This window comes from Rheinheimera soli (genome assembly GCF_021290985.1).
Classification (GTDB): Bacteria; Pseudomonadota; Gammaproteobacteria; order Enterobacterales; family Alteromonadaceae; genus Pararheinheimera; species Pararheinheimera soli.
The window spans coordinates 33,509-59,754 of record NZ_JAJOYU010000026.1; the positions used below are offsets into that span (position 1 = coordinate 33,509).

Below are 26,246 nucleotides of genomic sequence, written 5' to 3' on the forward strand. Positions count from 1 at the left end.
AACGTCCTATCGTAATTAGAGACGGGCAGGGGCAAGCCCTGCCCCTACAAGCCCTGCAGTGATTTAACCAAGAATACCAGCCAGATGCTGCCGCGAACTGTTTATCTGTGTTGCTATTAAAGCAGTGGTCTGAGGTTTAATCGCTAATTCATTGGCCACCTGATTAAAACCTGATACCAGATCCATCAGTTCCCTGATTAGTTGTTCTGCAACTGACCAACGCGCGAAGCCTGCTGCTTCAGCCAGTTTTTGCAGGGCTTTGAGGGGTGGTTGCTTGCCGAAACCACAAAAAGAAGTGGCATGCTCACCAAAAGGATTTGGACTAAAAGTGACATCATAAAAGGGTGCTGGTTGCCATTCCCCGCTGTCTTTTTGCATAAAGGCCCAGTTTTTACTGTGATCATCCTGATTGCAGAGCAGTAAGTTAAACATAGCCCTTTTAAATTGCAGTTGGCCTGCGGCAGGCGATTTACATAAAATACGGCTCGCTTTAATCAGGTCTTCGTAATCTAAACTTGGTACCCGAAAATCAGCATCCAGCAGACCACAGGCACTATGCAGATGACGCCTCCCGCTGCTTCCATCCGGGTTATTGATGTAATCAAAACGCTTCAATGCAAGCCATTTAGTCGCACCCGACTCTTTAGGCGCATTTAATAACTTCCACTCTGGGGGCATTAACCCTGCCCGCTCTGCCAGGGTTAAATAAGCGGCTTCGCATAAGCCCTCTTCATGGCCCAAGGCTAAATTGGCAGAGGTAAATTTGACTAACCATGCATCATCATTGGCTATAGGTCTGGTCCGGCATACCCTGTAGTTGTCGCCCTGGAAATAAAGTTGTGCTTTGGGTCTTGCACCGCCGGCACTGCCTGCAGCAATTAACGCGCTTAATACGTCTTCGGTTTGCCCATCAAAAATCGCCTGAGCATTCAGCCCCAAGCTGTCGAGACTAATGTCTGCCGCTGATTCTTCCATATACTCAGAACCTGGGCTGAAGGATAAAGCGCCAAGAGCGGAATCACCGACAAAGGCCAATCTGTCCATGGCTGTGATAGTTGCCGGTAAGATGCCTTGACGACGAAAAACACGATCCTGCAGTAACAATCCCCAGCCATCAGGCAAGGCATCGGCAAATACTCCATGTAAGCCGCCATGTGGCGTTTTTGGCGCTTGTTGCACTGCAGAATTAAAGTGGATGACAAAAGGCGACAAGTTTTCAAACTGGCTCAGATAATCCTGATCATACTGAAAAAACACGCCGTGGCGGTTTTGAGCAAGCACACCAACCGACACTTTTTGGCCTGACTCCAGCGTACGGGATACATTCAGTTTTTGCACGGGTTTAACGGCCATCTCGCAATACCTCCTCAATAGATAACGGAGCTGTAAGGCTTTGGGCTTGTTGTTGGGTTAGTCCATAAAGGCGCTTTAAGTCATCCAGTGTTTGCCAGAGCAGAAGCAACTGGCGAAATGAAATTTGCCCTGTCAGTTCAAATTTTTTGATGGTGGCAGCAGGCACAGTACTGCGCTCTGCCAAATCCAGCCGGGAGAGTTTGGCTTGTTGCCTTAGTTTGCGCAAATGTTCAGAAAAAGCCTTTTGCACATCATTTTCAGCAAGCAACAGATACTTCATGGCAACCTCACAATGGACACTATAATATCCATTGTAGTTCAATTAGTAACTTTATGGACACAATAATATCCATTGAATAGGAAACAGCAGGTCCCACTGGAGCTCAAAACTCCGCAGTCACCCCAAACATATAAGTGCGGCCGCTGTAGGTGCTGTTGTAGGCTCTGTTGCTGGAGTCGCTGTATAACTCATCACGAACATTGGTCAGGTTGATGGCTTCGAGGTTCAGTTTGATATGGTGGTTTAGTCGGTAATAGGCTGAAAAATCGAGATGGGTGGTGGCGTGATAACCACGTTCGTCATCGTCAATCGAGCCACTTTCAACTCCTGTGATGTACTTGTCTCTGTAGGCTGTAGCTATACGGGCTCCCCAACCTTGGGTTTCGTAATACAGCGTCAGGTTATAGCTTTGTTTCGACAGGCCCGGAAAAGCTTTTCGCTGATCTTCGCCTGAGTTCTCTACGTTTGGATACAAAGTGGTGCCATCAGCCCAGGTGTAGTTGGCTAGTACACCCAATTGATCAAAAGGTGCAGGCAGAAAATCCAGATCACGTTGTAGTGCCAGTTCAAAACCCCGAATGCTGGATGAGTCTGAGTTTTGCGGCGACGATACATTAAAGATATCGTTGACTGTTTTTCCCGCTGGCAATAAAGACGCAGGCAGCCCAAGTTCGCTGTATAACCTTTGCTGGGTTTTAGTCACAATAAAGTGATCAATGTTTTTGTAAAACACAGCTACAGATGCTAAACCCGCTTGTTCAAAATACCACTCCAGCGCCATATCGAAGTTGTCGGATCCATAGGGTTGCAGCTCTGGGTTACCTGTTGAAATTTGGCCTATATCGTTTTCGCCGAGCGAGGTTTGGCTGACATTGACTGAAAACGCCATAGCGCTTAGCGCCGGGCGAGTCATGTTTTTACTCAGGCCTGTGCGCCAAATAAGGTCGTCAGCGAACTCATAGGCTAAATCCAGGCTGGGTAAATAACCTGAATACCGGCGCTTGATGCCGGTGGGCTGCATTTCAGCAAAACCTTCGGAGCTCATGTGAGTATCAAAAAAACGCAAGCCAAGGCTGGAGCGTAAAGCCGAACCTGCCAGCTGATAGTCGCTGTGGTACAACAGGTAAACTGCATTGGTTTGTTCTTTTAAATCATAAACCGAGCTGTTGATGGTATCAGCCTCTGTTAACGCAAAATCGCTCAGGCCATAAAAACTCTGCACTGCCGCTATATTGCCTTGCAGCCAGCTTTGGCCCGGATGACCACTGTACAGCTGCACCCGCTCTGGTGTCAGGCTTAGAATGCCCTGATTCGCTGGCGTAGCACTGTTCAACGGAAAACCACTGGCTTCTTGCTCAAAACCTGAATTGCTGAACTTTTTATGATGCACACCAAACAGCAGCGCTTTGCTGTCGCTTAAGCGGTAATCAAAATTCAGCTTGGCATTGTCGAAGCTGGAATAGATAAAGTTCGACTGAAAAAACAGATCTCTTACTCTGTAGCCTTCGATGGCCGTTACATCAAAATCCGGCGAATAACTACGGCCATAAAAAGCGTCCTGAGTGAAGTCTGTGATGATGTTAGCTTTATGTTTTGCTTCGATATTCAGCTTCAAAAGGCGGGGTTGGCGGTAGTCGGACGAACTATGCCCCAGCATAGCTTTAATATTCAGGTCGGCAGTTGCAGCCCAGTCTGCGGCTAAACTGATTTGATCAAACACCGACTCGTTATAATCCTCGCGGTTTTCATTGCGCCAGCTGGCATTTTGGTAGCTGGCATACACCACCTCTTTGTCTCCTGTCGCACTTTCACGCCAGATCAGAGAGTTCACCAGGTTATTATCTTTTACCGCCATATGATGTTCAGACAACTGGTTTTTCAGTGTGCCGTGCATCCAATCCAGCACCAGACTGAAATCCTGATTGGGTTTGTATTGCAAAGCGCCTGTGACACCTAAGCGGTTTTGCTCATTTTCCCAAACCGAAAAACGCTGGCCACGAGGAAACCACAGTTCGCCTGAATCCAGTAAGTTCTGCAGTTCAGTATTGCTGCTGTCTGTTGCTTGTTTGCCGCTTTCGCGCCGCCAACGCGTAGTATTGCTGCCATATTCGTTGGTGGATCGAATGCTGTGCGTGACAGAAACCAAAGCGCCAAAATCTGACCAGAGGTGCGAGAACAAAGCAGAAAAACGAGGATCTGTACTTTGGGTGTTGCTGTTACTACCCAACTGAGCAGAAATACTGGTTTTTGCGCCGTCATAGTCAAAAGGCTTGGCGGTGTGTAAATCAACAGTGCCCGCTATACCGCCCTCTTCCTGATCCGCAGAAAAAGACTTTTTCACATCAATCTGATTAAACAGCTCAGAGGCAAAAATATTAAAGTCAAAAGCCCGGGTTCTGGACACTGCACCACGCGCATCCATAGGTGAAGAGGACGTGCCTAAAGCTTCCATACCATTCACTTGCACGCGGGTAAAATCAGCACTTAAACCCCGTAACGAAATTTGCCGGCCTTCGCCCCACTCTCTGTTGATGGTAATACCTGGGATCCGCAGTAATGAATTGGCTAAGTTCAGTGCGGGAAAGTGGGTAATGTCTTCTCCCACCAGAGAATCCTGTCGAACCATGGCCTGGCGTTTTAAAGTTTTAGCCGAGGGTAACAGCGTTGTAGCACGATCCTGTTGTTGCCCTATTGAGCTGGAGCGCACAGCTATCACTTCCAAAGGTGTTGCAGGGGCCTGGGTTGTAGCGACAACAATTGGCGCTGCTACTTCAGGTTTAACTGCCAGAGCTTTGGTTTTAATCAGCCAGCCTTTGGCACGGGGAATGGCTTCTAAAGGGTGCTGCGCTAATAACTGGTTTAATAGCTCTGTGGCTGAAAACTCACCCACCACAGCAGGAGCGGCCAGCCCTTCAAGCAAAGCCGGGTCGTATACTAACGGCTGATCTACCTTGCGGGCAAATTGCAGCAAAGCAGTGGATAAAGGCTGGGCAGGCAGATTGTAGAACTGGTGCTGCTCTGGCTTCGGCTGTGTTGCAGCCCATGCCATAGAGCTTTGGCAACAGCACAACAGCAAGAAAAACACCAGACAGAGTTCAGGTCGGAACCACACAACCCGCCCCCATTCTTACTGAAGTAGAGAGGGCGATCGGCTGAGCCGGATGCCACTGCTGTTTTGTTCTAGCTTTAAATCATAAGCTTCGCTTAGTGCCTGCAGAGTTTGTTGGGTATTGGCCAGTTCAAAACGGCCTGCTACCCGTAAATCTGCGACCTCAGCACTGGCGCTGACAGGCACCAAAGCGGAACGATTTAGCCGGTGCAGCAAATACGCCAAGGTTTCGTTTTCAATTTCAATCCAGCCAGAACGCCAGTCGACTAACTGCTGCAAATCCACTTTTTGCACTTCTGATAATTGATGCTGCTGAATACGAATTCGCTCGCCACTTTTTAGCAGCACACTCGGACCAGCCGCAGTGGCTTGTACCTGCACAGCACCTTCGTACACTGTGATATCAATCAGATCCGGGTCGCGGTCAATATTAAATTCGGTGCCTACAGCCACCACGCTGGCTTGATCCAGTCGCACCTCAAAAGGCCGTTGTTTATCTTTGGCCACAGCAAAATAAGCCGCACCCTGGCCTTGCAGCACCTGACGTTTATCTGCGGTAAAAAATACCGTCAGCTGACTGTCTGGCGCTATATCTACCACTGAGCCATCATCCAGAGCTTGTTGCATGCTATTGGCCTGAGCTGTTTTTAGCTCGTAAGGGGCAGCAGGTGCAAAAAAGTGGCTATCGCCAAAATAGAACAACATCACCAGCACTGAACTGAACGCCATAGCAACGCCAGTCATCTGCACTTTTGGCCATTGAGGCAAAAGGCGTTTTAATGGCGAAGGCTGATAGGCCGACAAAGCTTTAGTTAAAGCCGGGTCCTGCCAGGTTTCAACCATAGACTGCAGCAGCACAGGATGTCTGGCATCGGCGTCCAGCCAATTACTGAAACGCCTTTTGCTTAGGCTGTCCAGCTCACCACTGGCGAGTTTTTCCACCCAACTGGCGGCTTGCAGATACAAGTCCTGCTCTGCCTGTTCTTTTGCATTCAACTTTTCTTGTTCACTCAAAATAGGACTCACAAAACCTGGCTTATAAAGCAGTATTTATAAAAGATTGCGCTGATCGATCAGACGCTGAATATCCGCCAACGCCCTGCTGACATGCTTAGATACTGCATCCTCACTGATTTGCAGTAAAGCCGCAATATCGCTGCGGCTTTTGCCTTCCATCCGGTACAGCACAAACACCTGCCGTCTTAAGGTGGGCATAGCGGCCAAAGCCTGACTAAACAGATCCACAGTTTGCTGCATGCTGGCCAGTTCTTCCGGGTTGGCGCTTTGGCATACCACTTCATCCGGCTCTTCTGCAGCAGCTGGTTTTAATCGCATCAGCATATGGCGGGCCACAGTAAAAGCATAAGCCAGAGGATTCAGAATAGGCCGCTGTTTTGCCTGCTCCAACACACGGGCAATAGACTCCTGAAAAATATCGGCGGCGTCTGCACTACTGGCATTGCGCTCCAGATAACGTGCCAGAGGCGCAGCATTTTTCAGCGCCTGATGCACATCCTGCTCCGGCTTTTCAACTATAGACATAAAGCCCCCATACTTTCACTAAGGGGCAAACCATAACTGATGGATATGACAGAACGTTGACAACGATGTCAGAGAGGCAAAACAAACAACAGGACTTCAGGAGTGAAAACAGAGAAGGCCACTCAAGGCCTTCTTTAACTTTTTCAAAGCATTAATTAATTTCAGTCACAAACTGCTCGCGGCTGCGACGGATTTTTTTCAAATCCACCAGCCAGTCGCCTTCATCAGCGCGGTAGCCTAAAGGCAATAACAACACAGAGCGTAAACCTTTTTCTTTTAAGCCAAGGATTTCATCCACTTTCACCGGATCAAAACCTTCCATAGGCGTGCTGTCTACTTTCAGTTCGGCAGCAGCAATTAAAGCTGAACCTAAACCAATGTACGCCTGACGGGCCGCATGCTGATAATTGGTTTCGGCGTCACGCTGCGGGTAAGTGCTGAGCAGCATAGCGCGGTAGTTTTCCCAGCCTTCGTTTTTAAAACCACGAATTTCGTTGGTTAAATCAAACATCTGATTAATGCGCTCAGCTGTGTAATTGTCCCATGCCGCAAACACCAATAAATGTGAGCTGTCAGTGATTTGCCCCTGATTCCAGGCATGAGGCTTAATTTGTTCACGCACCGCTTTATTGGTGATCACCAGTACTTCATAAGGCTGTAAACCACTGGAGGTAGCACTTAAGCGGACAGCTTCCAGAATAAAGTCGATTTTATCCTGTGAAACAACCTGGCTAGGATCGAATTTTTTGGTGGCATAACGCCATTCTAATTTACTGATTAAATCAGACATCTGGTACTTCCTTAGTGACTAAGAGGAAACAAAGCGGAACGCGATTATACGCCTGTATTTTTGTTTTGTTAGTTGATATGGATCTGACTTATCGCATTTTAGATGGATGAGCTTTTGCTTATTTAAGTCACTATTCCAGTTTCAATCCAAATAGCAAAAGAGCCAGTGGCCCCTTTGCTGTTTAGACTGTGACTCCTACACGCGATGTGGACCAGGCTCATGAAAGGAAACCAATAAATGCTGCAGGTAAGGAGGACGAAACGCAATTACGTCAAACGAAAGACCAGTTAAATAGGACCAGAGATTTCAGGACAATCAAGGTTTTCGCTGAAGATTATTTACGTGCTTCAATTTTTGGGGGTACCTCAGGATCGGACCTGAGGTTTCTTCTTCAATTCGCTTAGGGTTACTTAGCCGTAATGGTTTCCAGCAAGAGCCCACTTTTCTTGTCATACACTTCTGTTTTGAGCAACTCGTATTTTTTATCCACATGGATACAGTTACTAAAACGCTTTCCTTTCTTGCGTATAGCCTTGATATGAGCAGGCTCATTTTCTGCATACTCAGATGCAATTTCATTAATTTTCTCTTGTGAAGGCATTGCACGCACATCACTGATCGTACTTTTCACATAACCATACCTGTAATCACTTTCTATATTGATAAGTTCTTGTTGATCAGTGATCAGCACACCATTGACTTCAACCCCATCTTTATAGGCTTCCTCTCTGCACTTCTTCAAATCGGCTAAATAACGAGGATCATCAGTTAATACCTGGCCATACTCAGGATGAGAGTGGATAGTAACAAAATTAAGATTGTCATTAATACTTGATGTGCTGCTACAGCCAGCTAAAAACAAGCAACTTAGTGCAAGGGTTCTCATAGTTGAAAATCTTCCGAAAAATGGATTTATAAAGGAATAGATTTAGGGACTTCAGACAAACAACGATGGCTACAATCGCAAATTACAAGTAAACCATGGCAGGTAAGTTCGTTTGAAACATAGTGGCAATATTGTTTAACTGCCACCAGCATAATAGCATCAGGAGCACCGAGGCCCAACTCCTGAACTGTTTCATAGTTTTTCAAACAAAAGATGCAATTCTGGTTTACTGTGACACAGGCACTTTGCACTATGTATTAATGGGCAGGGAGCACTAAGCTCCCTTTTGATCTTTTGTTGAACTTTGTTGTGGATAATGATGTAACTCATCCGGCAGTATATAGCCGTTAAAACTCAGCAGTTGCACAAAGGTTTGCCAAAACTCACGGCTTAACATAAATACCTCCACTGTGTTGCTATGGCCTCTTAAGTATAGTCTTGATTTTCCGGAACCCCTTCGTCAAAACCTGCTGTTATGCAGTTTTCCGCCCTGGCACTTCAGATTAGTCTTAAATAGTACGCCACTCATCAGGGTTTTATTTATCACGCCACTGGCCTATGCTAGCGTCAACTTATTGCTTTGATTGACCAAACGCGAGTGTGTATGAAATTTAGTTTTTCAGCTCTGATCATGATGGTGGCAGCAGGTGCCGCTCAGGCCGCTACTGAACCTTTAACAGCTCAGCATTTATGGCAAGTCGCCAGACCCGGCGCTTTAACATTATCTCCAAATGGCCAACAACTGGCGCTGACCGTCACCCGTTATGACTTAGCGACAGATAAAGGCGATGCCGATATTCATATTTTGGATCTTCGTACCCAGCAACTGACCGCCTTAACCCAGCATCCCGATTCGGACAGTGCGCCAGCCTGGAGCCCGGATGGTCGTCAACTGGTGTTTTTATCCAAGCGCGGCAATGAGCATAATCAACTGTTTTTATTGCCTTTAACTGGCGGTGAAGCCAAAGCTTTAACTAAATTACCTGTCGCAGTGCAGCAGCCAAAATGGTTTCCTGATGGCCAGCGTATTTTGTTTCTGGCCAATGTGCCTAAAGGCTTTAATGGCGATTTTGTTGCTTTAGCCGAACAGCTAAAACAACGAAAAGACAATAAAGTAACAGCCAAAGTGACGGAAAACAGAGTCTACCGGCACTGGGATCGCTGGTTAACCGACGACAGTTATCCGCATTTATTCAGTATCAATATTCACACAGGCGAAATTGCCGATTTAACCCCTGGCTGGGATCGCTGGTTTAGCTTAAATGGCGACGCAGAGTTTGATATTTCGATGGATGGCCGTCAGATTGCCGTCAGCGCAGTCACCAGTGCGCCGCCTTTTGATCAGATTAATCACGATATTTTGCTTGTTAAAACCGATGGTTCAGGCGAGTTTGTTAATATCACAGCAGATAACCCAGCCAGTGATAACAACCCTAAATTCAGCCCGGACGGTAAAAGTCTGGTGTATGGCGCCCAGCGCAGCACATTTTTTACCGCAGACAATAACCAGCTGATCCGTTTTGATTTTAAACCTCAGCAAAAAACCAATTTAACCAAAGACTGGGATATTTCGGCGGATGATTGGGAATTTGGTCCAAACGGCACTTTGTATTTCCGCGCTGCGGACAAAGCAAAATCTGCACTGTACAGCATGCCGTTGGCTGGTGGTCAGGTGCAACAACTGTTGCGTCAGGCGGATATCAGCCAGCTGCAAGTGGGTCAGCAGCAGCAACTGTACATGGTGCAACACAGCATGAACCAAATGCCTGAAGTCTATAGTCTGGACAATAAAGGCCGCACTTTAAAACAGCTCAGCCGGTTAAATCAGGAACTGCAGCAAAGCATCCATTGGGGTAAAACCGAAGATATCAGCTTTGCCGGAGCCGATGGCAAAATGGTGCAGGCCTACATTACTTATCCGCCAAACTTTGACGCCAGTAAAAAATGGCCTTTGCTGAATGTATTACACGGTGGCCCACACAGTTACTCCGGCGACAGCTTTAGTTACCGCTGGAACTCACAGGTATTTGCCGCTGCCGGTTATGTGGTGATCCAGCCGAACTTCCATGGTTCTACCAGCTTTGGTCAAGCTTTTGCGGAGTCTATTCATGGCGAACACCCAACCAAACCTTTTATGGACAGTGAAGCCGCTGTGGATTATATGATTTCGCGTGGCTTTATCGACGCCACCCGTTTAGCAGCAGCAGGCGGCAGTTATGGTGGTTATCTGGTGAGCTGGATTGCTGGTCATACCGAACGCTATAAAGCGCTGATCAACCATGCAGGTGTGTATAACCTGATGGGCCAGTTTGCTTCAGATGGCACCTCACACCGGGTGCATGCTTATGGTGGCGCGCCCTGGAGTGGCCTGGGCACTATGCTGCAGTGGAGCCCGGCTATGTTTGCCGATAAGTTTGTCACCCCTATGCTGATTATGCATGGTGAGCAGGATTACCGCGTACCTGTGACTCAGGGGCTAGAGATTTATGGCGTCTACAAAGGCAAAGGCCTGGATGCGCGTTTGGTGTATTTCCCCAATGAAAACCACTGGATTTTAAAACCCAATAACTCCATTTTCTGGTTTAACGAATTCACCAGTTGGTTAAAACGTTATGTACCGGCAGGTCCAACAGATTGAGTTCTGACTCTTTAACCTCGCTTTATCAGCAACAGGTCCAGCAGGGCCTGTTGTTATATGACGAGCCACAATATCAGGCGGTATTGGCGCTACAGCAAATTGCCGATCAATTGGTTTGTGGCATGCCAACTTTGGGGTTGTATCTGCATGGCCCCGTAGGTCGTGGCAAAACCATGCTGATGGATTTGTTTTACCAGCAGTTGGCTGTAGATGGCAAAATCCGGCTGCATTTTCATCATTTTATGGCGAGGGTGCATCAGGAATTAACACAGCATCAGGGCGAAGCCGACCCTTTATTGCAAATAGCCCGCGACTGGGCACTCAAGTACAAAGTGCTGTGTTTTGACGAGTTTTTTGTCAATGACATAGGCGACGCTATGTTATTGGGCACCTTATGGCGTTACTTGTTTCAGTGTGGCGTGGTGCTGGTCACTACGTCGAATGCAGTACCGGAAGATCTGTATAAAAACGGTCTGCAACGTCAGCGCTTTTTGCCCACTATTGATTTACTGCGCCAGCACTGCAAGGTTGTAACGCTGGATAACGGCATAGATTACAGGCGCTTAAAGCAAAGCCCGATGCGGTATTACCAGCAAGCTGGTACTGAAGCAGAGCTAAAACAACAAGCACAGCAACTCTTTGGTGAAGTGCAGCTCCTGCCCAATTTTGAACTCTTGGGTCGGAGTTTTCCGGCTTTATGGAGTAACGAACAGATCATAGCTTTTGATTTTATGGCGCTGTGCTCCGGGCCACGCAGTCAGCTGGATTATATGCAGCTGGCAAGCCGCTACAAGGCGATAGCAGTGCTTGATGTACCGCAATTCAGCGCAATATCGGACACTGCCATTTTGCATGGTGTGGAAGACAGCTATCAGCGTGAGCATCAGGATATTTATATCAGCAAACTGGATAACGAAGCCCGGCGTTTTATTGCGTTGGTGGATGAATGTTATGACAGAGGCTGTTTGTTACTGCTGACCTCCGCAGTGGCGATTTCAGAGCTGTATCAGGCGAAACAGTTGGAATTCGCTTTTGCCCGCTGCGAGTCACGTTTATTTGAAATGCAGCAGTGGCAAGCTGCTGCGGCGGGCCAAAGCCAAACCGCAGAAGCTGCTTTATCCTGAGTTACAAATAACGTCTCTATAAATAACGTCTCTATAAATAACGTATCCAGGCCTGTTGGCTGCGTTTTTTATACAAAGAGAACTGCTTAGTTGGGTAATACAAAGCTGCGGCTAACAACAGGGTGGTAAGCCAGATCCAGCCCATATGCTCCATCCCAAACCTGTCTCCCTGATTAGCGCCAAACAGCGTTAATAAAAGCCAGTGCAGCGCCAGCAATACATACAAATGCAGTATGTAGAAAAACATAGGAGCAGAACCAAAGTTCACCAGAATTTGGCTCCATTTGCCTTGCTGTTTTTCCAGCGCACAGAGCAGTAAAAACATCAGACCTAAAGTCACCAGCAGGAAATTTAACGAAGGTGGATACTTAGTAAGATTCAATAGCGACATCAGGGTTGTGACCAAATCCGGATAGAGCTGCCAATCCAAAGTTTCACCGTAGATGTTAAAACCACGCAGCAGCATAAACAGCACTAAACAGCTGGCTCCAATCTGCAGTAATAAAGTGCCGCGACGTTCTGCAGACAGAGTTTTACTGTATAAAGGCCCCGCCAGATAACCCAGAAGAATCACGCCTATCCAGGGTAATACCGGATAACTTGCTCTGATCTTAATGGCGCCTTCGCTCACCAGGTAATTGCGGTCATGCAAAATGGTCCAGAGCGTATAACCCCACTCATCCGGCTGGAAGTTGATAGGCGTCAGCAGGTTGTGCCCAAAGACTATGCCAAAACCCAGCAGGGCCAACACAGCTTTTGGCCACTGACTGACCAGCGCCAACACCACCATACTCACGCCAATGGCCCAAATCACCTGTAACCAAATGGTGTCATAGTTTCCCATCCAGGCAAGGGGCAACACTATCCATTCCAGTGCGATCAGGAAGAGCCCCCTTTTTAGCAAAAAGCTGCGCGGGGAACGCACAGGCCCATTGGCTGGATTGGCATACAACCAAGCCGACAAACCGGTTAAAAACACAAAAACCGGCGCACATAAATGCGCAGCAAAGCGGCTGAAAAACAGGCCAGCAGAGGTAATGTCGAGATCCATAGGATCCGACACCTGCAGATGATAAAAAAAACGCTCCCGCACATGGTCCAGCAGCATAATCAGCATCACCAGACCCCGCATCATATCGATGCTGTCGATGCGGCTACGAATAAAGGCTTGATCAGAATGCATAGGTTAGGCTCATACGGTAGCTACGTGGTTCACCCGGCACTGTCCACAGTGCCGAATACGAGTTATGGATGTAATATTTATCAAACAAGTTGTCGACATTCAGCTGAGCTTTCCAGTTCTGGTCCAGATCAGCCGCCCAAGACAAACCAAATAAGGTGTGAGACGGCAGCATATAGCTGTTGTCGACTGAATCACCTAATCGTTTCGCCACATGATTGACCCGCAAGCCTAAGCGGCTTTCAACAGACCCCAAAGCCAGAACCTGAGTCAGCATCAGGCTGGCATTGTGTTTAGGAATATTCACCAAACGGCTGCCCGCAGGCACATTCACACCCCATTCCAGGTTAATCATATCGTTGGCGGTTTGAGTATCTAAAAAGGCATAAGACAATTGGGCAGATAACTGATCTGTCAGTTGGCCTTGTAAGTCCAGTTCAATGCCACGACTGGTCGCTTCGCCTAAGGTGGCCGAAAAACCGACATTCACCGGATCTGAGGTCAGGATATTAGATTTTTTTGCGTCAAATAACGCGACTGTGCCTGTGATACCTGCTGCGACAAATTTGGCACCCACTTCAACGGAGTCGCTTTGTTCAGGGTCAAAGGAATTGCCAGCATAGTCGGTGCCACTTAACGGCAGGAAACCTTCGGAATAGCTGCTGTAAAAGCTTAATTGCGGATTTACTTCATAAACTAAACCAATACGAGGGCTAAGTTGGGAGCCTTTTTTATCCGATCGGGTTGCTTTTAACAGCTCCTGAATTTCCTGCTGATAACTATCAAAGCGTAAGCCCAGCAGCAACTTCCAGTTTTGGCTTAAATCCATCTGGTCCTGCAGATACATACCCCAGGCTTGTTGCGATTCTTTGTTTTCATACAAAGGCGCAGGTTCTGTGGCTGTACCGCCGTAAACAGGGTTAAAAATATCTAAAGCGTAGGTGCCTTTTGGACCACGAAAACGTGACAATAAGGTATATAAATCATAGTCGTAGGCATCAGCTCCCAACAGCAGATGATGCACTATGCCAGCCGTATTCAAATGACCACTCAACTCAAACCGCACAGAAGTGTCTTCGGCTTGATAATCACGGTAACGGCGTTGGCGGGTTAAGGTTTGGCCATCGTCAAATAACGACTGACGTGCTGCGGCTAACTCAGCATCAGAAGAAAAGCCGTTTAACGACGAGTCGCGATAGCCTAAACCCGCTAAAAAGGACCAGTCGTCATTCAGGCTGGTATCATAAGACAGCTGATGGCCTGTCGCTTCGATTTCTGTGGGGCCGTCACCAGGTTCACCCAAATAACGTGAGCGTGGCACCGTATTAAAATCGCCGTTCAGTACTACCAAACCCCGATCAAATAACTGCTCTTGCTTCAGGAATTCAAACTCGTACAACAAGGCGGATTGGTCATCCAGATCAATACGCACTGAAGGGGTAAAGACCTGTTTTTTACTGGTGACATGGTCACGGAAACTGCCGTAGTCCTGCACTGCGCCATTGATGCGGACAGCCACATTTTCACTGATGCCGTTTGTGTAATCGGCTTCTACTCTGTGTTGATCAAAGCGACCCGTAGAGAGTTGCAGATAACCCTCCCGCTCCTTTTGTGGTTTGCGAGTCACCACATTGATGGTGCCACCAGGTTCTGAGCGACCATAAAGTGCTGAACCTGGCCCTTTTAAAATTTCAACATATTCCACATTGGATAAGTCGCGGTGACCACTAAAACCCCGGCCGCCGTTAAAACCATTAATTAAATAACCTGACGGCATATTTTCATTGCCCGGAAAGCCGCGTAACGAAAAACTATCCCACAAACCACCGCCGTTATTCTGCCGGGAAATGCTGGCTGAAAAATCCAGAGCATCCTGAAAACGCGTTAAGGCGTTGTCTTGTAATAAGCTTTTGTCGATGACTGTAATGGACTGAGGTAAAGATTGAGCCGGGATATCACCACGATAAGCCTGACGATACAGCACTTCAATACGCTCAATATCTTCCGCCTTTTCCGCCATAGCGACAGGAGCCCAGGCAATAAAACCAAGGGATAACATAAGAAAACAAGGTTTGAAATTTGGCGTTGGCATGATGTTTTGGGTCCAGTAACAACAAAGAAGTGGGCTGAATCGATAAAGAAAACGCCGAAATGATACAATATAACATCTCCATTCACCAACAGATTTATCTGCTCTCTTTGTTGTTCTGGCGGCAAAGTTGCTTGAATATGGCTGCCTCAGCCCTGATACTGCCTTAATAAAGGCTTTTCTCAATAGATGTGAGTGCTAGATGGAACAATGGTTACAGCAGTTGCTGACTGACTATCAGGCTTATGCCCTGCTGATTTTATTTTTGCTGACTTTTGCTGAGTCTGTCGCCGTGTTGGGTTTGTTAGTGCCTGGCACAGCGCTGATGTTTAGCTTTGGTGTGTTGATAGGTGCTGAGCAAATGGAGTTCTGGACTGCTTGTTTGGTGGCCGCAGTTGCTGGTTTAGTTGGGGATTCATTGTCTTATCTGGCTGGGCGCAAATTCAGACCTCAACTGGAAAGCTGGAACTGGTTATCCCGTCAGCAAAAAGAGCTGGATAAAATCAGCGGCGCTTTAGAAAACAATGTATGGCTGGCCATAGTGGCAGGCCGTTTTATTGGCCCAAGCCGGCCTTTATTGCCTTTATTAGCTGGTATGTTGCAATTACCGCCATCACGTTATTTCCCGGCTGCTACTCTGGCTTGTGTACTCTGGCCAGTGGCTTATTTCCTGCCAGGCATTCTGGCTGGTGTCGCATGGCAGCTCAAAGGCACCAACCTGACCTTGTTTTACAGCTTGCTGGCAGGCTCAGTGCTATTGGCTGTGCTTAGCAGCTATTTACTGAAGAAGTACTTACAGCATAAAGAACAAGACCAGCCAAACCACCACTGGTTCTGGGGTTCTTTAGTTAGCATTTTCCTGACGGCTTTTTTGTTTTTTGAATTAAGCCAGCATCCAGCTACGCCTCTGTATTTAAAAGAGTTATCTGGGCTAATGTTCTGATTCTATGGTAATGATGCAATGCCACTTCGTGGCGATTGCATCCTACATTTGACGCCTTAGTCCCGGCCTAATTTCGACAATAAATGCCGTCTGACCGTCGGCCATTCGCAGGCTATGATGGAGTACACCACAGTGTCGCGTACTGAGCCGTCTTTTAAAATCATATGCTGGCGCAAGATACCATCCATTTTGGCACCTAAACGTTCTATGGCTTTGCGTGAGGTGTGGTTAAAAAAGTGGGTGCGAAACTCTACTGCTATAGCGCCATACTGCTCAAACAAGTTCTGCAGTAACAACAGTTTGGCTTCGGTATTGATTGGGGTTCTCCGTACTGATTCAGCGTACCAGGTGTAACCGATCAAAGCCCTTTTATTGGTTGCGTCGACCATATAATAACGACTGGTGCCAACAATCTGGCCTGTGGTTTTACAGCGCACTACATAAGGTGAATCCCCATCGGCTTTGCTGGCTAAAGCCTTTTGCACATAAGCTGGCACTTCTTCCACTGTAGGCACCATGGCATACCAGAGTTTCCAGCTTTCGCCATCAGCAACAGCCTGCTGCAAATCTGCAATATGCGCCAACGCCATAGGTTCCAACCGGACAAATTCACCTTCTAACACCTCATTGTGTAACCATGTCATCTGTTTTATATCCTTTATTTTTAAGCTTACCGACTGCTAACCCTGCAGCTCTCTACCCTTGCCAATGCAGCCGCAACTTTTGCAGTAAAAACTCTGATAAAGCTTTAAGTACAGGCGATGAAGACAAGCGCTGCACAGCCAGCAAATACAAAGGCGCTTGTTCAGTTTTATAGTCGGGTAACAACTTCACCAAAGCGCCAGAGCCTAAATCGGACAGAATATCCAAACGTGATTTATAGGCAATACCTAAACCTGCCACAGCCCAGCGCCGTACTACGTCACCGTCGTCTGCCACTAAAGCACCACGCACCTGAACCTGCTGCAATTGTCCGTCAAGCCAGAACTGCCATTTGCTATGCACAGCCTCACCAAGTACCAGCTGTAACACCTGATGTGAGCTAATCTCTTGTGGTCGCTCTGGAACACCAAAACGGCGAATATAGTCAGGGGAAGCGCAAAGCACCCGATGATTATCCGGCACCAAAGGCATAGCAATCAGCTGCGAATCTTTAGGTTCACCATAACGTATCGCCAGGTCCACAGGCTGACGGCCTAAATCAGCTAAGCGATCACTGACCCGAATTTTCAGCTGCAACTTGGGGTGCTGCTGTTGAAACTCCGCCAGCCATAAGGCCATGCTATTACGACCAAAATCTGATGGCATAGATAAGCTCAGTTCGCCGGATAATTGCTCTTTGCCTAGCTGTAATAACTGCTGACCTTGCCCCAGCAGTTGGATAGCCTGACGAGCATAATCCAGATAAGCCATACCTGCCGTGGTTAATCTTAAACTGCGGGTGGAGCGTAAAATCAGTTGAGTATTCAGCTGCTGCTCCAATCGTTTTAACGCCACACTGGCCAGTGCAGGCGAAAGATCCAACTCACGCGCAGCGGCGGAAATAGAACCTAGATCAGCCGTCAGCACAAAAAGTTGTAAATCGTCGGTTCTAAGCATCATTATCAAATTATTTTTGAAACTGAATCCAAATCTAGCATATTTTTCTAAATAGTCAGCGCCCTTAAACTAACAGCATCAACCCAATGGAGCATCCAGATGAAAGCCATAGTTTATAGCCAGAATTTACCAGCCATAGATCCACAGTCTTTATACGACACAGAGCTGCCCACTCCAACGCCGGGCGAAAACGATCTGCTGGTTGCAGTTAAAGCTGTTTCCGTCAATCCGGTCGATACCAAAATCCGCCGTAATGCCGATACTCAAGGCCAGCAAAAAGTATTAGGCTGGGATGCTGCAGGTATTGTGGTAGCGATCGGCAGCGCAGTCACGGATTTTAAAGCAGGCGATGAAGTCTGGTACGCAGGTGCTATAGATAAGCCAGGTTCAAACAGCGAGTTTCAGCTGGTGGATCAGCGTATTGTCAGCCACAAACCAAAAAGCTTAAGTTTCACCGAAGCCGCAGCTTTACCTTTAACAGCCATCACGGCATGGGAGCTGTTATTTGACCGGTTTGAACTGAATGAACATAACAGCAAAGGTAAATCTTTGCTGGTGATTGGCGCTGCCGGCGGCGTAGGTTCTGTGTTATTACAACTGGCAAAGCATAAAACTCAGTTAAAGATTATTGGCACTGCGTCAAGAGCAGAAAGCGCTGAATGGATCAAAACCTTAGGTGCGGATGTAGTACTGGATCATAAAAAGCCGATGGCTGCGCAGTTGAAAGAACTTGGTTTGGCTGAAGTGGATTATGTGATCAGTCTGACCCATACCGATCATCACTTTAACGACATACTGGAGCTGATTAAACCTCAGGGCAAACTGGCTTTGATTGACGATCCAGAGCTAATTGATATACGACCAATGAAACGCAAAAGTTTGTCGTTGCACTGGGAGCTGATGTTTACCCGTTCTTTGTATCAAACCGAAGATATGATTGCTCAACAGCAGTTATTACAACAGGTTGCGGATATGGTCAACGCAGGCAAGTTAAAAACCACCCTGAACTCAGACTTTGGCAAAATTAACGCCGAAAACCTGCGTAAGGCCCATCAGTTGATCGAAAGCCAACAAGCCATAGGGAAACTGGTCTTAACTGGCTTCTGATCTCTTTGGCAGGACAACTCAGGACAATCTGTTATTGTGGGCTGAAAAGTCCGGCACAGTGCGCTGATAGTCCTGCCCCACTAATGTTGATGTGACAATAAAATCCGCTGTGGCTTTATTACAGGCCACAGGTATATTCCATACCACAGCTAAACGGATCAGCGCTTTGACATCAGGATCATGCGGCTGAGACGACAACGGATCCCAAAAAAACACCAGCCAGTCAATTTTCTGCTCAGCAATTAAAGCCCCAATTTGCTGGTCGCCCCCCAAAGGACCGCTGGCCAGACACAACACTTCTTTGTTTAACGCTTCGTTCAGTAAACGGCCCGTGGTGCCTGTCGCCACCAGTTGTTTATCCTGAAAAAAAACAGCATGAGTCCTGACCCACTCCAGTAACTCGGCTTTTTTACCATCATGTGCAACTAAAGCTATAGTTTTCATTGTTCTCCCCCTTAAGACTACTGCCAGCATACACCGAGTTTTACATAGAGTTCAGCACACTTTACCAAAGTAATTACTGTTGCAGCCAAGCGGCAATCAACCGAGACCCAAGAGCATAAGCAGCAAGTAATCGAGTCCCAAGGAGCATAGTTCACTATGTGACTTGGGCGAGTGAGCGAAGTAAACAACGCTGCGGCTGCAAGTACAAAGACCATTTTGCCAAAGTAATTGCTGTTGCAGCTAGGCGACAAGCAATCGAGACCCTAGGAGCATAGTTCACTATGTGACTTGGGCGAGTAAGCGCTGTCAACAACGCTGCGGCTGCAAGTACGAAGGCAAAATAAAAAAAGCCCGGCAAAGCCGGGCAAACAACCAAGGTCCACGTAAAAACTCGGTACTTGGGGTTAATCTATCAACCGACGATTTTTTTCATCGCGGTCATATAGCCCCTTAACTTTTTGCCAACCAGCTCTACAGGGTGCTGACGGATTGCTTCGTTCACAGCAATCAGGCGAATATTGTCGACACCATTAGCAGCAGAGCTTAAGCCCTTGCCTACATACTCAGTGCTCAGCTTGTTAACGAAATCACGTAACAGCGGCACTGCAGCGTTACTGAACAGGTAGTTGCCGTATTCAGCAGTGTCAGAAATAACCACGTTCATTTCATACAAACGTTTACGCGCTATGGTATTGGCGATTAACGGTGTTTCATGTAACGACTCGTAATAAGCTGATTCTTCGACAATACCGGCCGCAACCATGGTTTCAAACGCCAGCTCGACACCGGCTTTGACCATAGCGACAAACAAAATGCCGCGGTCGAAGTAATCCTGCTCAGGAATTTGCTCGCTGGATACAGGTGCATTTTCAAAACCAGATTGACGGGTTTCTTCGCGCCAGCCAAACAGCTGCTTATCATCATTGGCCCAGTCAGCCATCATAGTGCGGGAGAATTCACCGCTGATGATATCGTCCATGTGTTTTTCAAACAGTGGACGTAAAGTTACTTTTAATTCTTCCGCTAAATCATAAGCTTTGATTTTCGCCGGGTTCGACAAACGGTCCATCATATGAGTGATGCCACCGTGCTTTAACGCTTCAGTCACAGTTTCCCAACCAAACTGGATTAACTTGGCGGCATAACCAGGTTCTACACCTTCAGCGACTAACTTGTCATACGCCAGGATAGAGCCGGTTTGTAACATGCCACATAAAATGGTTTGTTCGCCCATTAAGTCGGATTTCACTTCGGCGACAAAAGACGATTCCAGTACACCGGCACGATCACCACCAGTTGCAGAAGCGTAAGCCTTGGCAATTTCTAAACCTAAACCTTTAGGGTCGTTTTCAGGGTGCACTGCAATTAATGTAGGTACACCAAAACCCCTTTTGTATTCTTCACGAACTTCAGTACCAGGGCACTTAGGCGCCACCATCACTACTGTGATGTCTTTACGAATTTGTGTGCCTTCTTCCACAATGTTGAAACCATGTGAATAGGCTAAAGTTGCACCTTGTTTCATCAACGGCATAACAGCTTTTACAACAGATGTATGCTGCTTATCCGGCGTCAGGTTTAATACTAAATCTGCTGTTGGGATTAACTCTTCGTACGTGCCTACTTTAAAACCGTTGTCAGAAGCGTTCTGGAACGACTTACGTTTGGCAGCTATAGCTTCAGCGCGCAAGGCATAAGAGATATCGATGCCTGAGTCACGCATATTCAGGCCCTGATTTAAGCCCTGAGCACCACAACCTACAATCACCACTTTCCAGCCTTTTAATAAGTCAGAGCCTTTGGAAAACTCTTCTTTGGCCATAAAACGGCATTTACCTAACTGTTTTAACTGCTGACGCAAATTTAATGTATTGAAGTAGTTACTCATAACAAATCCCGACGAATTCTTTAGCTGGCTATCTGTTGGGCTCAGCGTAACAGGGCAGAGAAGTCATGCACTGTTTTGATGCCTTTGAGAATAAAACAGTGCAATGATTGCGTGAAGTGATATATTCACAATACAGCATTTCACTTTATGCAACACCAAGCATCATCGCAGAGACTCCCATGGATATTCGCAACGCCCAGCTTTTTTTGCATCTGGCCAGTAGCCTGAACTTTGCCCGCACCAGCGAGCAAATGTATGTCAGCCCTTCCACCTTAAGCCGGGTGATCCAACGACTGGAGCAAGAACTGAATGTGGAGTTATTTCAGCGCGATAACAGATCGGTGCGACTGACTTTGGCCGGGCAAAAAGTACAGATTTTTGTGAAAAATTACTTAGAACAATGGCATCAACTGCAAATCGCTCTGAGCGAAACCAGCGCGTCATTAAGTGGTGAAATCCGGCTATTTTGCACTGTCACCGCCAGCTTCAGCCACCTGCCCGCTATATTGGATAAATTCCGTCTGGTGTGCCCTTTGGCAGAAATTAAGCTGATTACCGGAGATGCGTCAGCGGCATTGGAGAAAGTTAAACAAGATGAAGCTGATATAGCTTTGGCTGTTTATCCGGAGCATTTTCCGCTGAATATGGCCTTTCGCAGTATTGCCAAAGTACCACTGCAATTGATAGCACCGGTGATCCCATGCAAAACCAATGATTTGCTTAGCCAAAGCCCTATTCCCTGGGAGCAGGTGCCTTTTATTTTGCCTGAGCATGGCCCGGTGCGTAGTCGTTTTGAGTTGTGGCGTAAACCCCGCATTGCCGAGCCTAAAGTGGTCGCCAAAGTGGAAGGTCATGAGGCCATGGTTAGTATGGTGGCTTTAGGCACTGGCGTGGCTTTAGTGCCAGCTATAGTGGCGCAACAAAGCCCGGCACGGGACAGAGTGCGTTATTTAACTCAGGGCGATGAATTTGCCCCTTTTGATTTAGGTTTGTGTATTTTATCGAAGCGGCTGCATGAGCCGCTATTAAGAGCATTCTGGCAGGTCGCATCTGAGCTTATTTAGCTCTGATGCTTATTTGATCACCCGAAGATGAGACACTTTTTTACCTTTATTTGGATCCGTAGGTTCGTCATCTGAAGGACTGCGCTCAGGACTATCCATCTCTCCATCATCGGACACTGCTTCTAAATGATGGATATCTTCATCGCCATCATCTTCGGCGTCAAACATGGTACCAGCGCCATTCTCGCGGGCATAAATAGCCAAAACAGCTTTGATAGGCACAGTCAGAGCGAAAGGTTTACCACCAAAACGGGCGTTAAAAGTGATGGCATCATTGCCCATCAACATATTGCCTACTGCTGAAGGCAGAATATTCAGCACAATCTGGCCGTTTTGAATATGCTGGGTCGGTACCTTGCAGCCTTGAATACTGGCATTCACTACCAGGTAAGGCGTTAAATTGTTATCCACTATCCATTCGTAAAAAGCCCGGATTAAATAAGGCTTATTCGGAGTCATGTCCATCAGTAACCACGCCCCCGACGGATTTCACGTTCGGCTTCAGTTAAAGACTGCTGAAAACCGTCGCGTTCAAAAATACGGGTCATATAAGTTTGCAATAACTTGCTGCCGGTTCCGGTCAGTTCAATATCAAGCATGGGCAAACGCCACAGCAAAGCCGCCAGATAACAATCAATCAGGCTGTATTCGTCACTCATAAAATACGGATGTTCCTGGAACAACGGCGCCATCGCCAGTAAACCTTCACGTAAATCACGACGTGCTATAGCGGCATCCGGAGCATTCTTCAAAATCTTGTCAGCTAAACCATACCAGTCTTTTTCGATGCGATGCATCATTAAACGGGCATTAGCGCGGGCCACTGGATAGACAGGCATTAAAGGCGGATGTGGGAAACGCTCGTCCAGGTATTCGTTAATAATATCGGCTTTAAATAAAGCTAAATCTCTGTCCATCAAAGTGGGCAAAGAACCATAAGGATTAACCTCGTAGACATCTTCAGGCAGGCAGTCTGTGCTGACCTGAATAATATCAACTGTGACGCCTTTCTCCGCCAGTACCATTCTGACCTGATGACAGTACATGTCATTGGCTGTTGAAAACAAGGTCATCACAGCACGTCTGTTGGCAGAAATCGCCATAGGATCCTCCGGTTATAAGCAAAAATACAAAGGGGCCTCGCGGCCCCTTTAAAGGCTAACACTTGTGTCCTTAGTGGACGTCTCTCCAGTATTCTTTCTTCAGCAAGAATGCGAAGATAAAGAAAATACCTAAGAAGATCAGAACTTTAATACCTAAGCTGCGCGATTCCAATTTGGAAGGCTCACCTACATATTCCAGATAATTCACCAGATCAGCCACTGTACTGTCGTATTCTTCAGTACTCAGCTCACCAGAACCATCTGTCTTAATACCTACATAAACTTCTGTTGATACACCATCAACTAAACGTGTTTCAGTCGCTTTGTAAGGAATACCTTGCAGCTCTTGTAACACATGAGGCATACCAACCATTGGGAACACTTCGTTATTCACACCAAATGGGCGTGTTGGATCAGCGTAGAAAGAACGCATATAAGTGTACAACCAGTCAGGTCCACGTACACGGGCTACGTTGCTTAAATCTGGTGGTGCAGCACCAAACCAGTTTGCCAGATCCGCTTTAGGAGCCGCATTTTTAATATGGTCACCCACTTTATTGGCCGTAAAACCTAAAGTCTCCATACCAATATCATCAGGAATACCTAAATCACGAAAGGTACGTGAGTAACGCTGGTATTCCATCTGGTGACAACCCAGACAGTAGTTCTGGAATATACGGGCACCACGTTGCAGTGATTCCTTATCCGTCAAATCAATAGGGGCTTTATCCAGAGGTACTGTTGGACCTGCCGCCATAGCAGCGCTGGAAGCAACCAGCGCTAAGACAGTAAATAACTTTTTAATCATCAGGATAACCTCACTGGCAACGGCTTGGTTTTCTCATTTTTGCTGTAGAACCATAACAGGCCAAAGTAAGCAAAATAAGTGAAAGAGAAAATCTGCGCTAACAAGGTATAAGTTGGAGTTGCAGGTAACACACCTAACACACCCAAGGCTACAAAGCTGATACAGAAATTAACCAGGTTCACTTTGTGCAGAGTACTGCGGTAACGAACAGAACGCACTGGGCAACGGTCTAACCAAGGCAACAAGGCCAGGAAGACTATAGCCAGGAACATGAAAACCGCTCCCAACAACTGATCAGGTACAGCACGTAAAATGGCGTAGAAAGGTGTGAAATACCAGACCGGCGCTATATGGTCAGGCGTTTTCATTGGGTTTGCTGGTTCAAAGTTTGGCGGCTCTAAGAAGTAACCACCACCTTCAGGTGCAAAGAAGATCACAAAACAGAAAATAAACAGGAAACCAACCACACCCACTATGTCTTTCACCGTGTAATACGGGTGGAAAGGAATAGCGTCAACGATAATTTTCTTACCGCCTTTAGTGAAATATTGGTGAAAGGTAAACTTGTCAGAGACGTTGTTTTCGATTTTTTCACCGTTGTTTTCACGTTTCACATCAATACCATCCGGGTTGTTTGAACCCACTTCATGCAGAGCAATGATGTGCAGGAATACCAGAACCACTAAAACTAATGGCAAGGCAATGACGTGTAAAGCAAAGAAACGGTTTAAAGTTGCACCTGAAATAACGTAGTCGCCACGGATCCACAGCGTTAAATCATCACCAATCACCGGAATTACACCGAAAATAGAGATAATAACCTGAGCTCCCCAGAACGACATCTGACCCCATGGTAATAAATAACCCATAAAGGCTTCAGCCATTAAGACTAAGAAAATCAGCATACCGAAGATCCACAGTAGTTCCCGTGGTTTCTGGTAAGAGCCATACATCATGCCACGCAGCATGTGCAGGTAAACCACAACAAAGAAAGCAGAAGCACCGGTAGAGTGCATATAACGCAACAACCAGCCGTACTCCACATCACGCATGATGTATTCAACAGAAGCGAAAGCGCCTTCAGCACTTGGCACGAAGTTCATCGTTAACCAGATACCGGTCAGTATTTGGTTCACCAGCACTAACATGGCTAAAGAGCCAAAGAAGTACCAGAAGTTAAAGTTTTTTGGTGCCGGGTACTGCATCACGTGGAGATTCATTTTCTCCATAAATGGCATGCGGTACTCAATCCAGCTCATAAAGTTTTTAAACATTAAGCTGTCCCCTCATCTTCACCAATCAAAATGGTGGTGTCATCGACAAACATATAAGGTGGGATCATCAGGTTCTTAGGTGCCGGAACGCCAGAGAATACACGACCAGCCATATCATAAGTAGAACCGTGACATGGGCAGAAGAAACCGGAAGGCATGCCTTCAACCTGGGCCTCAAAGTCTTTCATAATATAAGTTGGAGAACAGCCCAGGTGAGTACAGATCCCCACAGCAACAAAAATCTCTGGCTTTTTTGAACGGTGAGTATTTTTTGCGTAATCAGGCTGTTGCGGGTCTTCTGACGCTGGGTCACGAAGTTTATCATCGAAATTGGTTAAGGTTTCCAGCATGGCTGGAGTCCGTTTAACGATCCACACCGGCTTGCCCCGCCACTCAACCCGAATTAACTGCCCGTCTTCGAGTTTGCTAATGTCAGCGGTGACTGCAGCACCAGCTTGTTTAGCTTTTTCACTCGGATTCCAGGAAGCAATAAAGGGAACAGCAGCTCCAATCGCACCAACCCCACCAACTACAGAAGTTGCTATGGTCAGAAAGCGACGGCGACCATGATCTACAGGCGCATTGCTCATCCACTCATCTCCACGTTAAACGCTTAAATACTGATATTTTAAGCGGCTGAATTACAGCGATTATTATAAGTTGAAAAATACGGCGGATCATAATGAAAAGCCCTGCTTTACACAAGGATTTAGCCGAATTCTCTTTGTTATGACACCAGTTTTTCGACGAAATACGAAACCAGAATAGTCAGTAAAACTTTGCATCACCATGTTTTAACGCGAAAAAGACGTTTCTGCCATGATCAGGCACAACAGTAACAGCGTTAATAGAAAGAAAATGTTGAGCACAATAAGAGAAAAACAATCTGGCTCAGCACCTTGTGATGCGAGTTTATACGTATAAATGCGGTAGAAGTGTCATCAGTCCAAGATATTTAATCTTTGTTGATTCAAACAGGGTGGCCCCGCAACTGCACAATTTCTGCAAAAAGAGGAATATTAACG

General features: G+C 46.8%; 24 protein-coding genes. 5 read left to right on the forward strand and 19 right to left on the reverse strand.

The features are described 5' to 3' along the window. Nucleotides 1–63 precede the first annotated feature (63 nt). From LSG37_RS16105 to LSG37_RS21280, 8 genes are all read right to left on the reverse strand, one after another. A complete protein-coding gene (locus tag LSG37_RS16105; RefSeq protein ID WP_233080831.1) occupies nt 64–1,353 on the reverse strand; it encodes a type II toxin-antitoxin system HipA family toxin in 1,290 nt (429 codons plus the stop codon). Next, on the reverse strand, nt 1,343–1,633 hold the full coding sequence (locus LSG37_RS16110) for a helix-turn-helix domain-containing protein (protein ID WP_008899912.1): 291 nt from the start codon (nt 1,631–1,633) through the stop codon (nt 1,343–1,345). Before LSG37_RS16110 ends, LSG37_RS16105 begins: the two co-directional genes overlap by 11 nt. Nucleotides 1,634–1,736: 103 nt before the next feature. Then, nucleotides 1,737–4,745: a TonB-dependent receptor gene (locus LSG37_RS16115; RefSeq protein WP_233080832.1), complete on the reverse strand. Its 3,009-nt coding sequence runs from the start codon at nt 4,743–4,745 to the stop codon at nt 1,737–1,739. A 15-nt stretch (nt 4,746–4,760) separates the two neighbouring features. Beyond that, the gene (locus LSG37_RS16120) at nt 4,761–5,768 is read right to left on the reverse strand and encodes a FecR family protein (protein ID WP_233080833.1); all 1,008 of its coding nucleotides are present in this window, start codon (nt 5,766–5,768) and stop codon (nt 4,761–4,763) included. A 24-nt stretch (nt 5,769–5,792) separates the two neighbouring features. Continuing rightward, nucleotides 5,793–6,284, reverse strand: a complete 492-nt coding sequence (locus LSG37_RS16125; RefSeq protein WP_233080834.1) for an RNA polymerase sigma factor — start codon at nt 6,282–6,284, stop codon at nt 5,793–5,795. A 151-nt stretch (nt 6,285–6,435) separates the two neighbouring features. Next, complete coding sequence (locus LSG37_RS16130; protein ID WP_233080835.1) at nt 6,436–7,074, reverse strand: NAD(P)H-dependent oxidoreductase; 639 nt, start codon at nt 7,072–7,074, stop codon at nt 6,436–6,438. 406 nt (nt 7,075–7,480) lie between these two features. Beyond that, on the reverse strand, nt 7,481–7,960 hold the full coding sequence (locus tag LSG37_RS16135; RefSeq protein ID WP_233080836.1) for a hypothetical protein: 480 nt from the start codon (nt 7,958–7,960) through the stop codon (nt 7,481–7,483). Nucleotides 7,961–8,234: 274 nt separating this feature from the next. Beyond that, nucleotides 8,235–8,357, reverse strand: coding sequence for a hypothetical protein (locus tag LSG37_RS21280; RefSeq protein ID WP_269836630.1), 123 nt, complete (start codon nt 8,355–8,357; stop codon nt 8,235–8,237). Nucleotides 8,358–8,564: 207 nt separating this feature from the next. On the opposite strand from LSG37_RS21280, the gene LSG37_RS16140 reads away from it, so the two are divergent. Beyond that, the gene (locus LSG37_RS16140) at nt 8,565–10,598 is read left to right on the forward strand and encodes a S9 family peptidase (RefSeq protein WP_233080837.1); all 2,034 of its coding nucleotides are present in this window, start codon (nt 8,565–8,567) and stop codon (nt 10,596–10,598) included. After that, a complete protein-coding gene (gene zapE / locus LSG37_RS16145; protein WP_233080838.1) occupies nt 10,595–11,722 on the forward strand; it encodes a cell division protein ZapE in 1,128 nt (375 codons plus the stop codon). Before LSG37_RS16140 ends, zapE begins: the two co-directional genes overlap by 4 nt. A gap of 31 nt (nt 11,723–11,753) precedes the next feature. Here zapE and LSG37_RS16150 read toward each other — a convergent pair whose 3' ends face one another. After that, the gene (locus tag LSG37_RS16150) at nt 11,754–12,905 is read right to left on the reverse strand and encodes an acetyltransferase domain-containing protein (RefSeq protein ID WP_233080839.1); all 1,152 of its coding nucleotides are present in this window, start codon (nt 12,903–12,905) and stop codon (nt 11,754–11,756) included. After that, nucleotides 12,895–14,961 (reverse strand): TonB-dependent siderophore receptor, encoded by a 2,067-nt coding sequence (locus tag LSG37_RS16155; protein WP_233080840.1) that lies wholly within the window; start codon nt 14,959–14,961, stop codon nt 12,895–12,897. The genes LSG37_RS16150 and LSG37_RS16155 overlap by 11 nt, the downstream gene beginning before the upstream one ends. A 232-nt stretch (nt 14,962–15,193) precedes the next feature. On the opposite strand from LSG37_RS16155, the gene LSG37_RS16160 reads away from it, so the two are divergent. Further along, on the forward strand, nt 15,194–15,934 hold the full coding sequence (locus LSG37_RS16160) for a DedA family protein (RefSeq protein ID WP_233080841.1): 741 nt from the start codon (nt 15,194–15,196) through the stop codon (nt 15,932–15,934). A gap of 56 nt (nt 15,935–15,990) precedes the next feature. Here the strand turns inward: LSG37_RS16160 and LSG37_RS16165 are convergent, their stop codons facing one another. Further along, entirely contained in the window at nt 15,991–16,578 is a 588-nt protein-coding gene (locus LSG37_RS16165; RefSeq protein ID WP_233080842.1) for a GNAT family N-acetyltransferase, read from the reverse strand. A gap of 52 nt (nt 16,579–16,630) precedes the next feature. Continuing rightward, a complete protein-coding gene (locus tag LSG37_RS16170) occupies nt 16,631–17,536 on the reverse strand; it encodes a LysR family transcriptional regulator (RefSeq protein WP_233080843.1) in 906 nt (301 codons plus the stop codon). A 96-nt stretch (nt 17,537–17,632) separates the two neighbouring features. Between LSG37_RS16170 and LSG37_RS16175 the strand changes: the two genes are divergently transcribed. Next, nucleotides 17,633–18,640 (forward strand): zinc-binding alcohol dehydrogenase family protein, encoded by a 1,008-nt coding sequence (locus tag LSG37_RS16175; protein ID WP_233080844.1) that lies wholly within the window; start codon nt 17,633–17,635, stop codon nt 18,638–18,640. Between the two features lie 18 nt (nt 18,641–18,658). Here the strand turns inward: LSG37_RS16175 and LSG37_RS16180 are convergent, their stop codons facing one another. Further along, nucleotides 18,659–19,084 carry a methylglyoxal synthase gene (locus tag LSG37_RS16180; RefSeq protein WP_233080845.1) on the reverse strand — a complete coding sequence of 142 codons (426 nt, stop codon included), beginning with the start codon at nt 19,082–19,084 and terminating at the stop codon, nt 18,659–18,661. Nucleotides 19,085–19,496: 412 nt separating this feature from the next. Beyond that, the gene (ilvC, locus tag LSG37_RS16185; RefSeq protein WP_233080846.1) at nt 19,497–20,972 is read right to left on the reverse strand and encodes a ketol-acid reductoisomerase; all 1,476 of its coding nucleotides are present in this window, start codon (nt 20,970–20,972) and stop codon (nt 19,497–19,499) included. A gap of 179 nt (nt 20,973–21,151) precedes the next feature. On the opposite strand from ilvC, the gene ilvY reads away from it, so the two are divergent. Continuing rightward, nucleotides 21,152–22,036 (forward strand): HTH-type transcriptional activator IlvY, encoded by an 885-nt coding sequence (ilvY, locus tag LSG37_RS16190; protein ID WP_233080847.1) that lies wholly within the window; start codon nt 21,152–21,154, stop codon nt 22,034–22,036. Nucleotides 22,037–22,045: 9 nt separating this feature from the next. Here ilvY and LSG37_RS16195 read toward each other — a convergent pair whose 3' ends face one another. The 5 genes from LSG37_RS16195 to petA form a co-directional block, all read right to left on the reverse strand. Next, nucleotides 22,046–22,501 carry a ClpXP protease specificity-enhancing factor gene (locus LSG37_RS16195; RefSeq protein WP_436286425.1) on the reverse strand — a complete coding sequence of 152 codons (456 nt, stop codon included), beginning with the start codon at nt 22,499–22,501 and terminating at the stop codon, nt 22,046–22,048. Beyond that, nucleotides 22,501–23,139, reverse strand: a complete 639-nt coding sequence (gene sspA / locus LSG37_RS16200; protein ID WP_233080849.1) for a stringent starvation protein SspA — start codon at nt 23,137–23,139, stop codon at nt 22,501–22,503. The genes LSG37_RS16195 and sspA overlap by 1 nt, the downstream gene beginning before the upstream one ends. Before the next feature lie 70 nt (nt 23,140–23,209). Then, nucleotides 23,210–23,947 carry a cytochrome c1 gene (locus LSG37_RS16205; protein WP_233080850.1) on the reverse strand — a complete coding sequence of 246 codons (738 nt, stop codon included), beginning with the start codon at nt 23,945–23,947 and terminating at the stop codon, nt 23,210–23,212. Further along, nucleotides 23,947–25,221, reverse strand: a complete 1,275-nt coding sequence (locus tag LSG37_RS16210) for a cytochrome b (protein ID WP_233080851.1) — start codon at nt 25,219–25,221, stop codon at nt 23,947–23,949. Before LSG37_RS16210 ends, LSG37_RS16205 begins: the two co-directional genes overlap by 1 nt. Further along, complete coding sequence (gene petA / locus LSG37_RS16215) at nt 25,221–25,811, reverse strand: ubiquinol-cytochrome c reductase iron-sulfur subunit (protein ID WP_127684985.1); 591 nt, start codon at nt 25,809–25,811, stop codon at nt 25,221–25,223. The genes LSG37_RS16210 and petA overlap by 1 nt, the downstream gene beginning before the upstream one ends. Nucleotides 25,812–26,246 lie beyond the last annotated feature (435 nt).

Coding starts and splice junctions, on each gene's coding strand:
- LSG37_RS16155 (WP_233080840.1), bottom strand. CDS start 14,961: ATGTTATCCCTTGGTTTTATTGCCTGGGCTCCTGTCGCTATGGCGGAA.
- LSG37_RS16195 (WP_436286425.1), bottom strand. CDS start 22,501: ATGGACATGACTCCGAATAAGCCTTATTTAATCCGGGCTTTTTACGAA.
- LSG37_RS16160 (WP_233080841.1), top strand. CDS start 15,194: ATGGAACAATGGTTACAGCAGTTGCTGACTGACTATCAGGCTTATGCC.
- LSG37_RS16180 (WP_233080845.1), bottom strand. CDS start 19,084: ATGAAAACTATAGCTTTAGTTGCACATGATGGTAAAAAAGCCGAGTTA.
- LSG37_RS16130 (WP_233080835.1), bottom strand. CDS start 7,074: ATGTCTGATTTAATCAGTAAATTAGAATGGCGTTATGCCACCAAAAAA.
- petA (WP_127684985.1), bottom strand. CDS start 25,811: ATGAGCAATGCGCCTGTAGATCATGGTCGCCGTCGCTTTCTGACCATA.
- LSG37_RS16175 (WP_233080844.1), top strand. CDS start 17,633: ATGAAAGCCATAGTTTATAGCCAGAATTTACCAGCCATAGATCCACAG.
- ilvY (WP_233080847.1), top strand. CDS start 21,152: ATGGATATTCGCAACGCCCAGCTTTTTTTGCATCTGGCCAGTAGCCTG.
- LSG37_RS16105 (WP_233080831.1), bottom strand. CDS start 1,353: ATGGCCGTTAAACCCGTGCAAAAACTGAATGTATCCCGTACGCTGGAG.
- LSG37_RS16140 (WP_233080837.1), top strand. CDS start 8,565: ATGAAATTTAGTTTTTCAGCTCTGATCATGATGGTGGCAGCAGGTGCC.
- LSG37_RS16210 (WP_233080851.1), bottom strand. CDS start 25,221: ATGTTTAAAAACTTTATGAGCTGGATTGAGTACCGCATGCCATTTATG.
- LSG37_RS16110 (WP_008899912.1), bottom strand. CDS start 1,633: ATGAAGTATCTGTTGCTTGCTGAAAATGATGTGCAAAAGGCTTTTTCT.
- LSG37_RS16205 (WP_233080850.1), bottom strand. CDS start 23,947: ATGATTAAAAAGTTATTTACTGTCTTAGCGCTGGTTGCTTCCAGCGCT.
- LSG37_RS16170 (WP_233080843.1), bottom strand. CDS start 17,536: ATGATGCTTAGAACCGACGATTTACAACTTTTTGTGCTGACGGCTGAT.
- LSG37_RS16125 (WP_233080834.1), bottom strand. CDS start 6,284: ATGTCTATAGTTGAAAAGCCGGAGCAGGATGTGCATCAGGCGCTGAAA.
- LSG37_RS21280 (WP_269836630.1), bottom strand. CDS start 8,357: ATGTTAAGCCGTGAGTTTTGGCAAACCTTTGTGCAACTGCTGAGTTTT.
- LSG37_RS16135 (WP_233080836.1), bottom strand. CDS start 7,960: ATGAGAACCCTTGCACTAAGTTGCTTGTTTTTAGCTGGCTGTAGCAGC.
- ilvC (WP_233080846.1), bottom strand. CDS start 20,972: ATGAGTAACTACTTCAATACATTAAATTTGCGTCAGCAGTTAAAACAG.
- LSG37_RS16165 (WP_233080842.1), bottom strand. CDS start 16,578: ATGACATGGTTACACAATGAGGTGTTAGAAGGTGAATTTGTCCGGTTG.
- LSG37_RS16150 (WP_233080839.1), bottom strand. CDS start 12,905: ATGCATTCTGATCAAGCCTTTATTCGTAGCCGCATCGACAGCATCGAT.
- sspA (WP_233080849.1), bottom strand. CDS start 23,139: ATGGCGATTTCTGCCAACAGACGTGCTGTGATGACCTTGTTTTCAACA.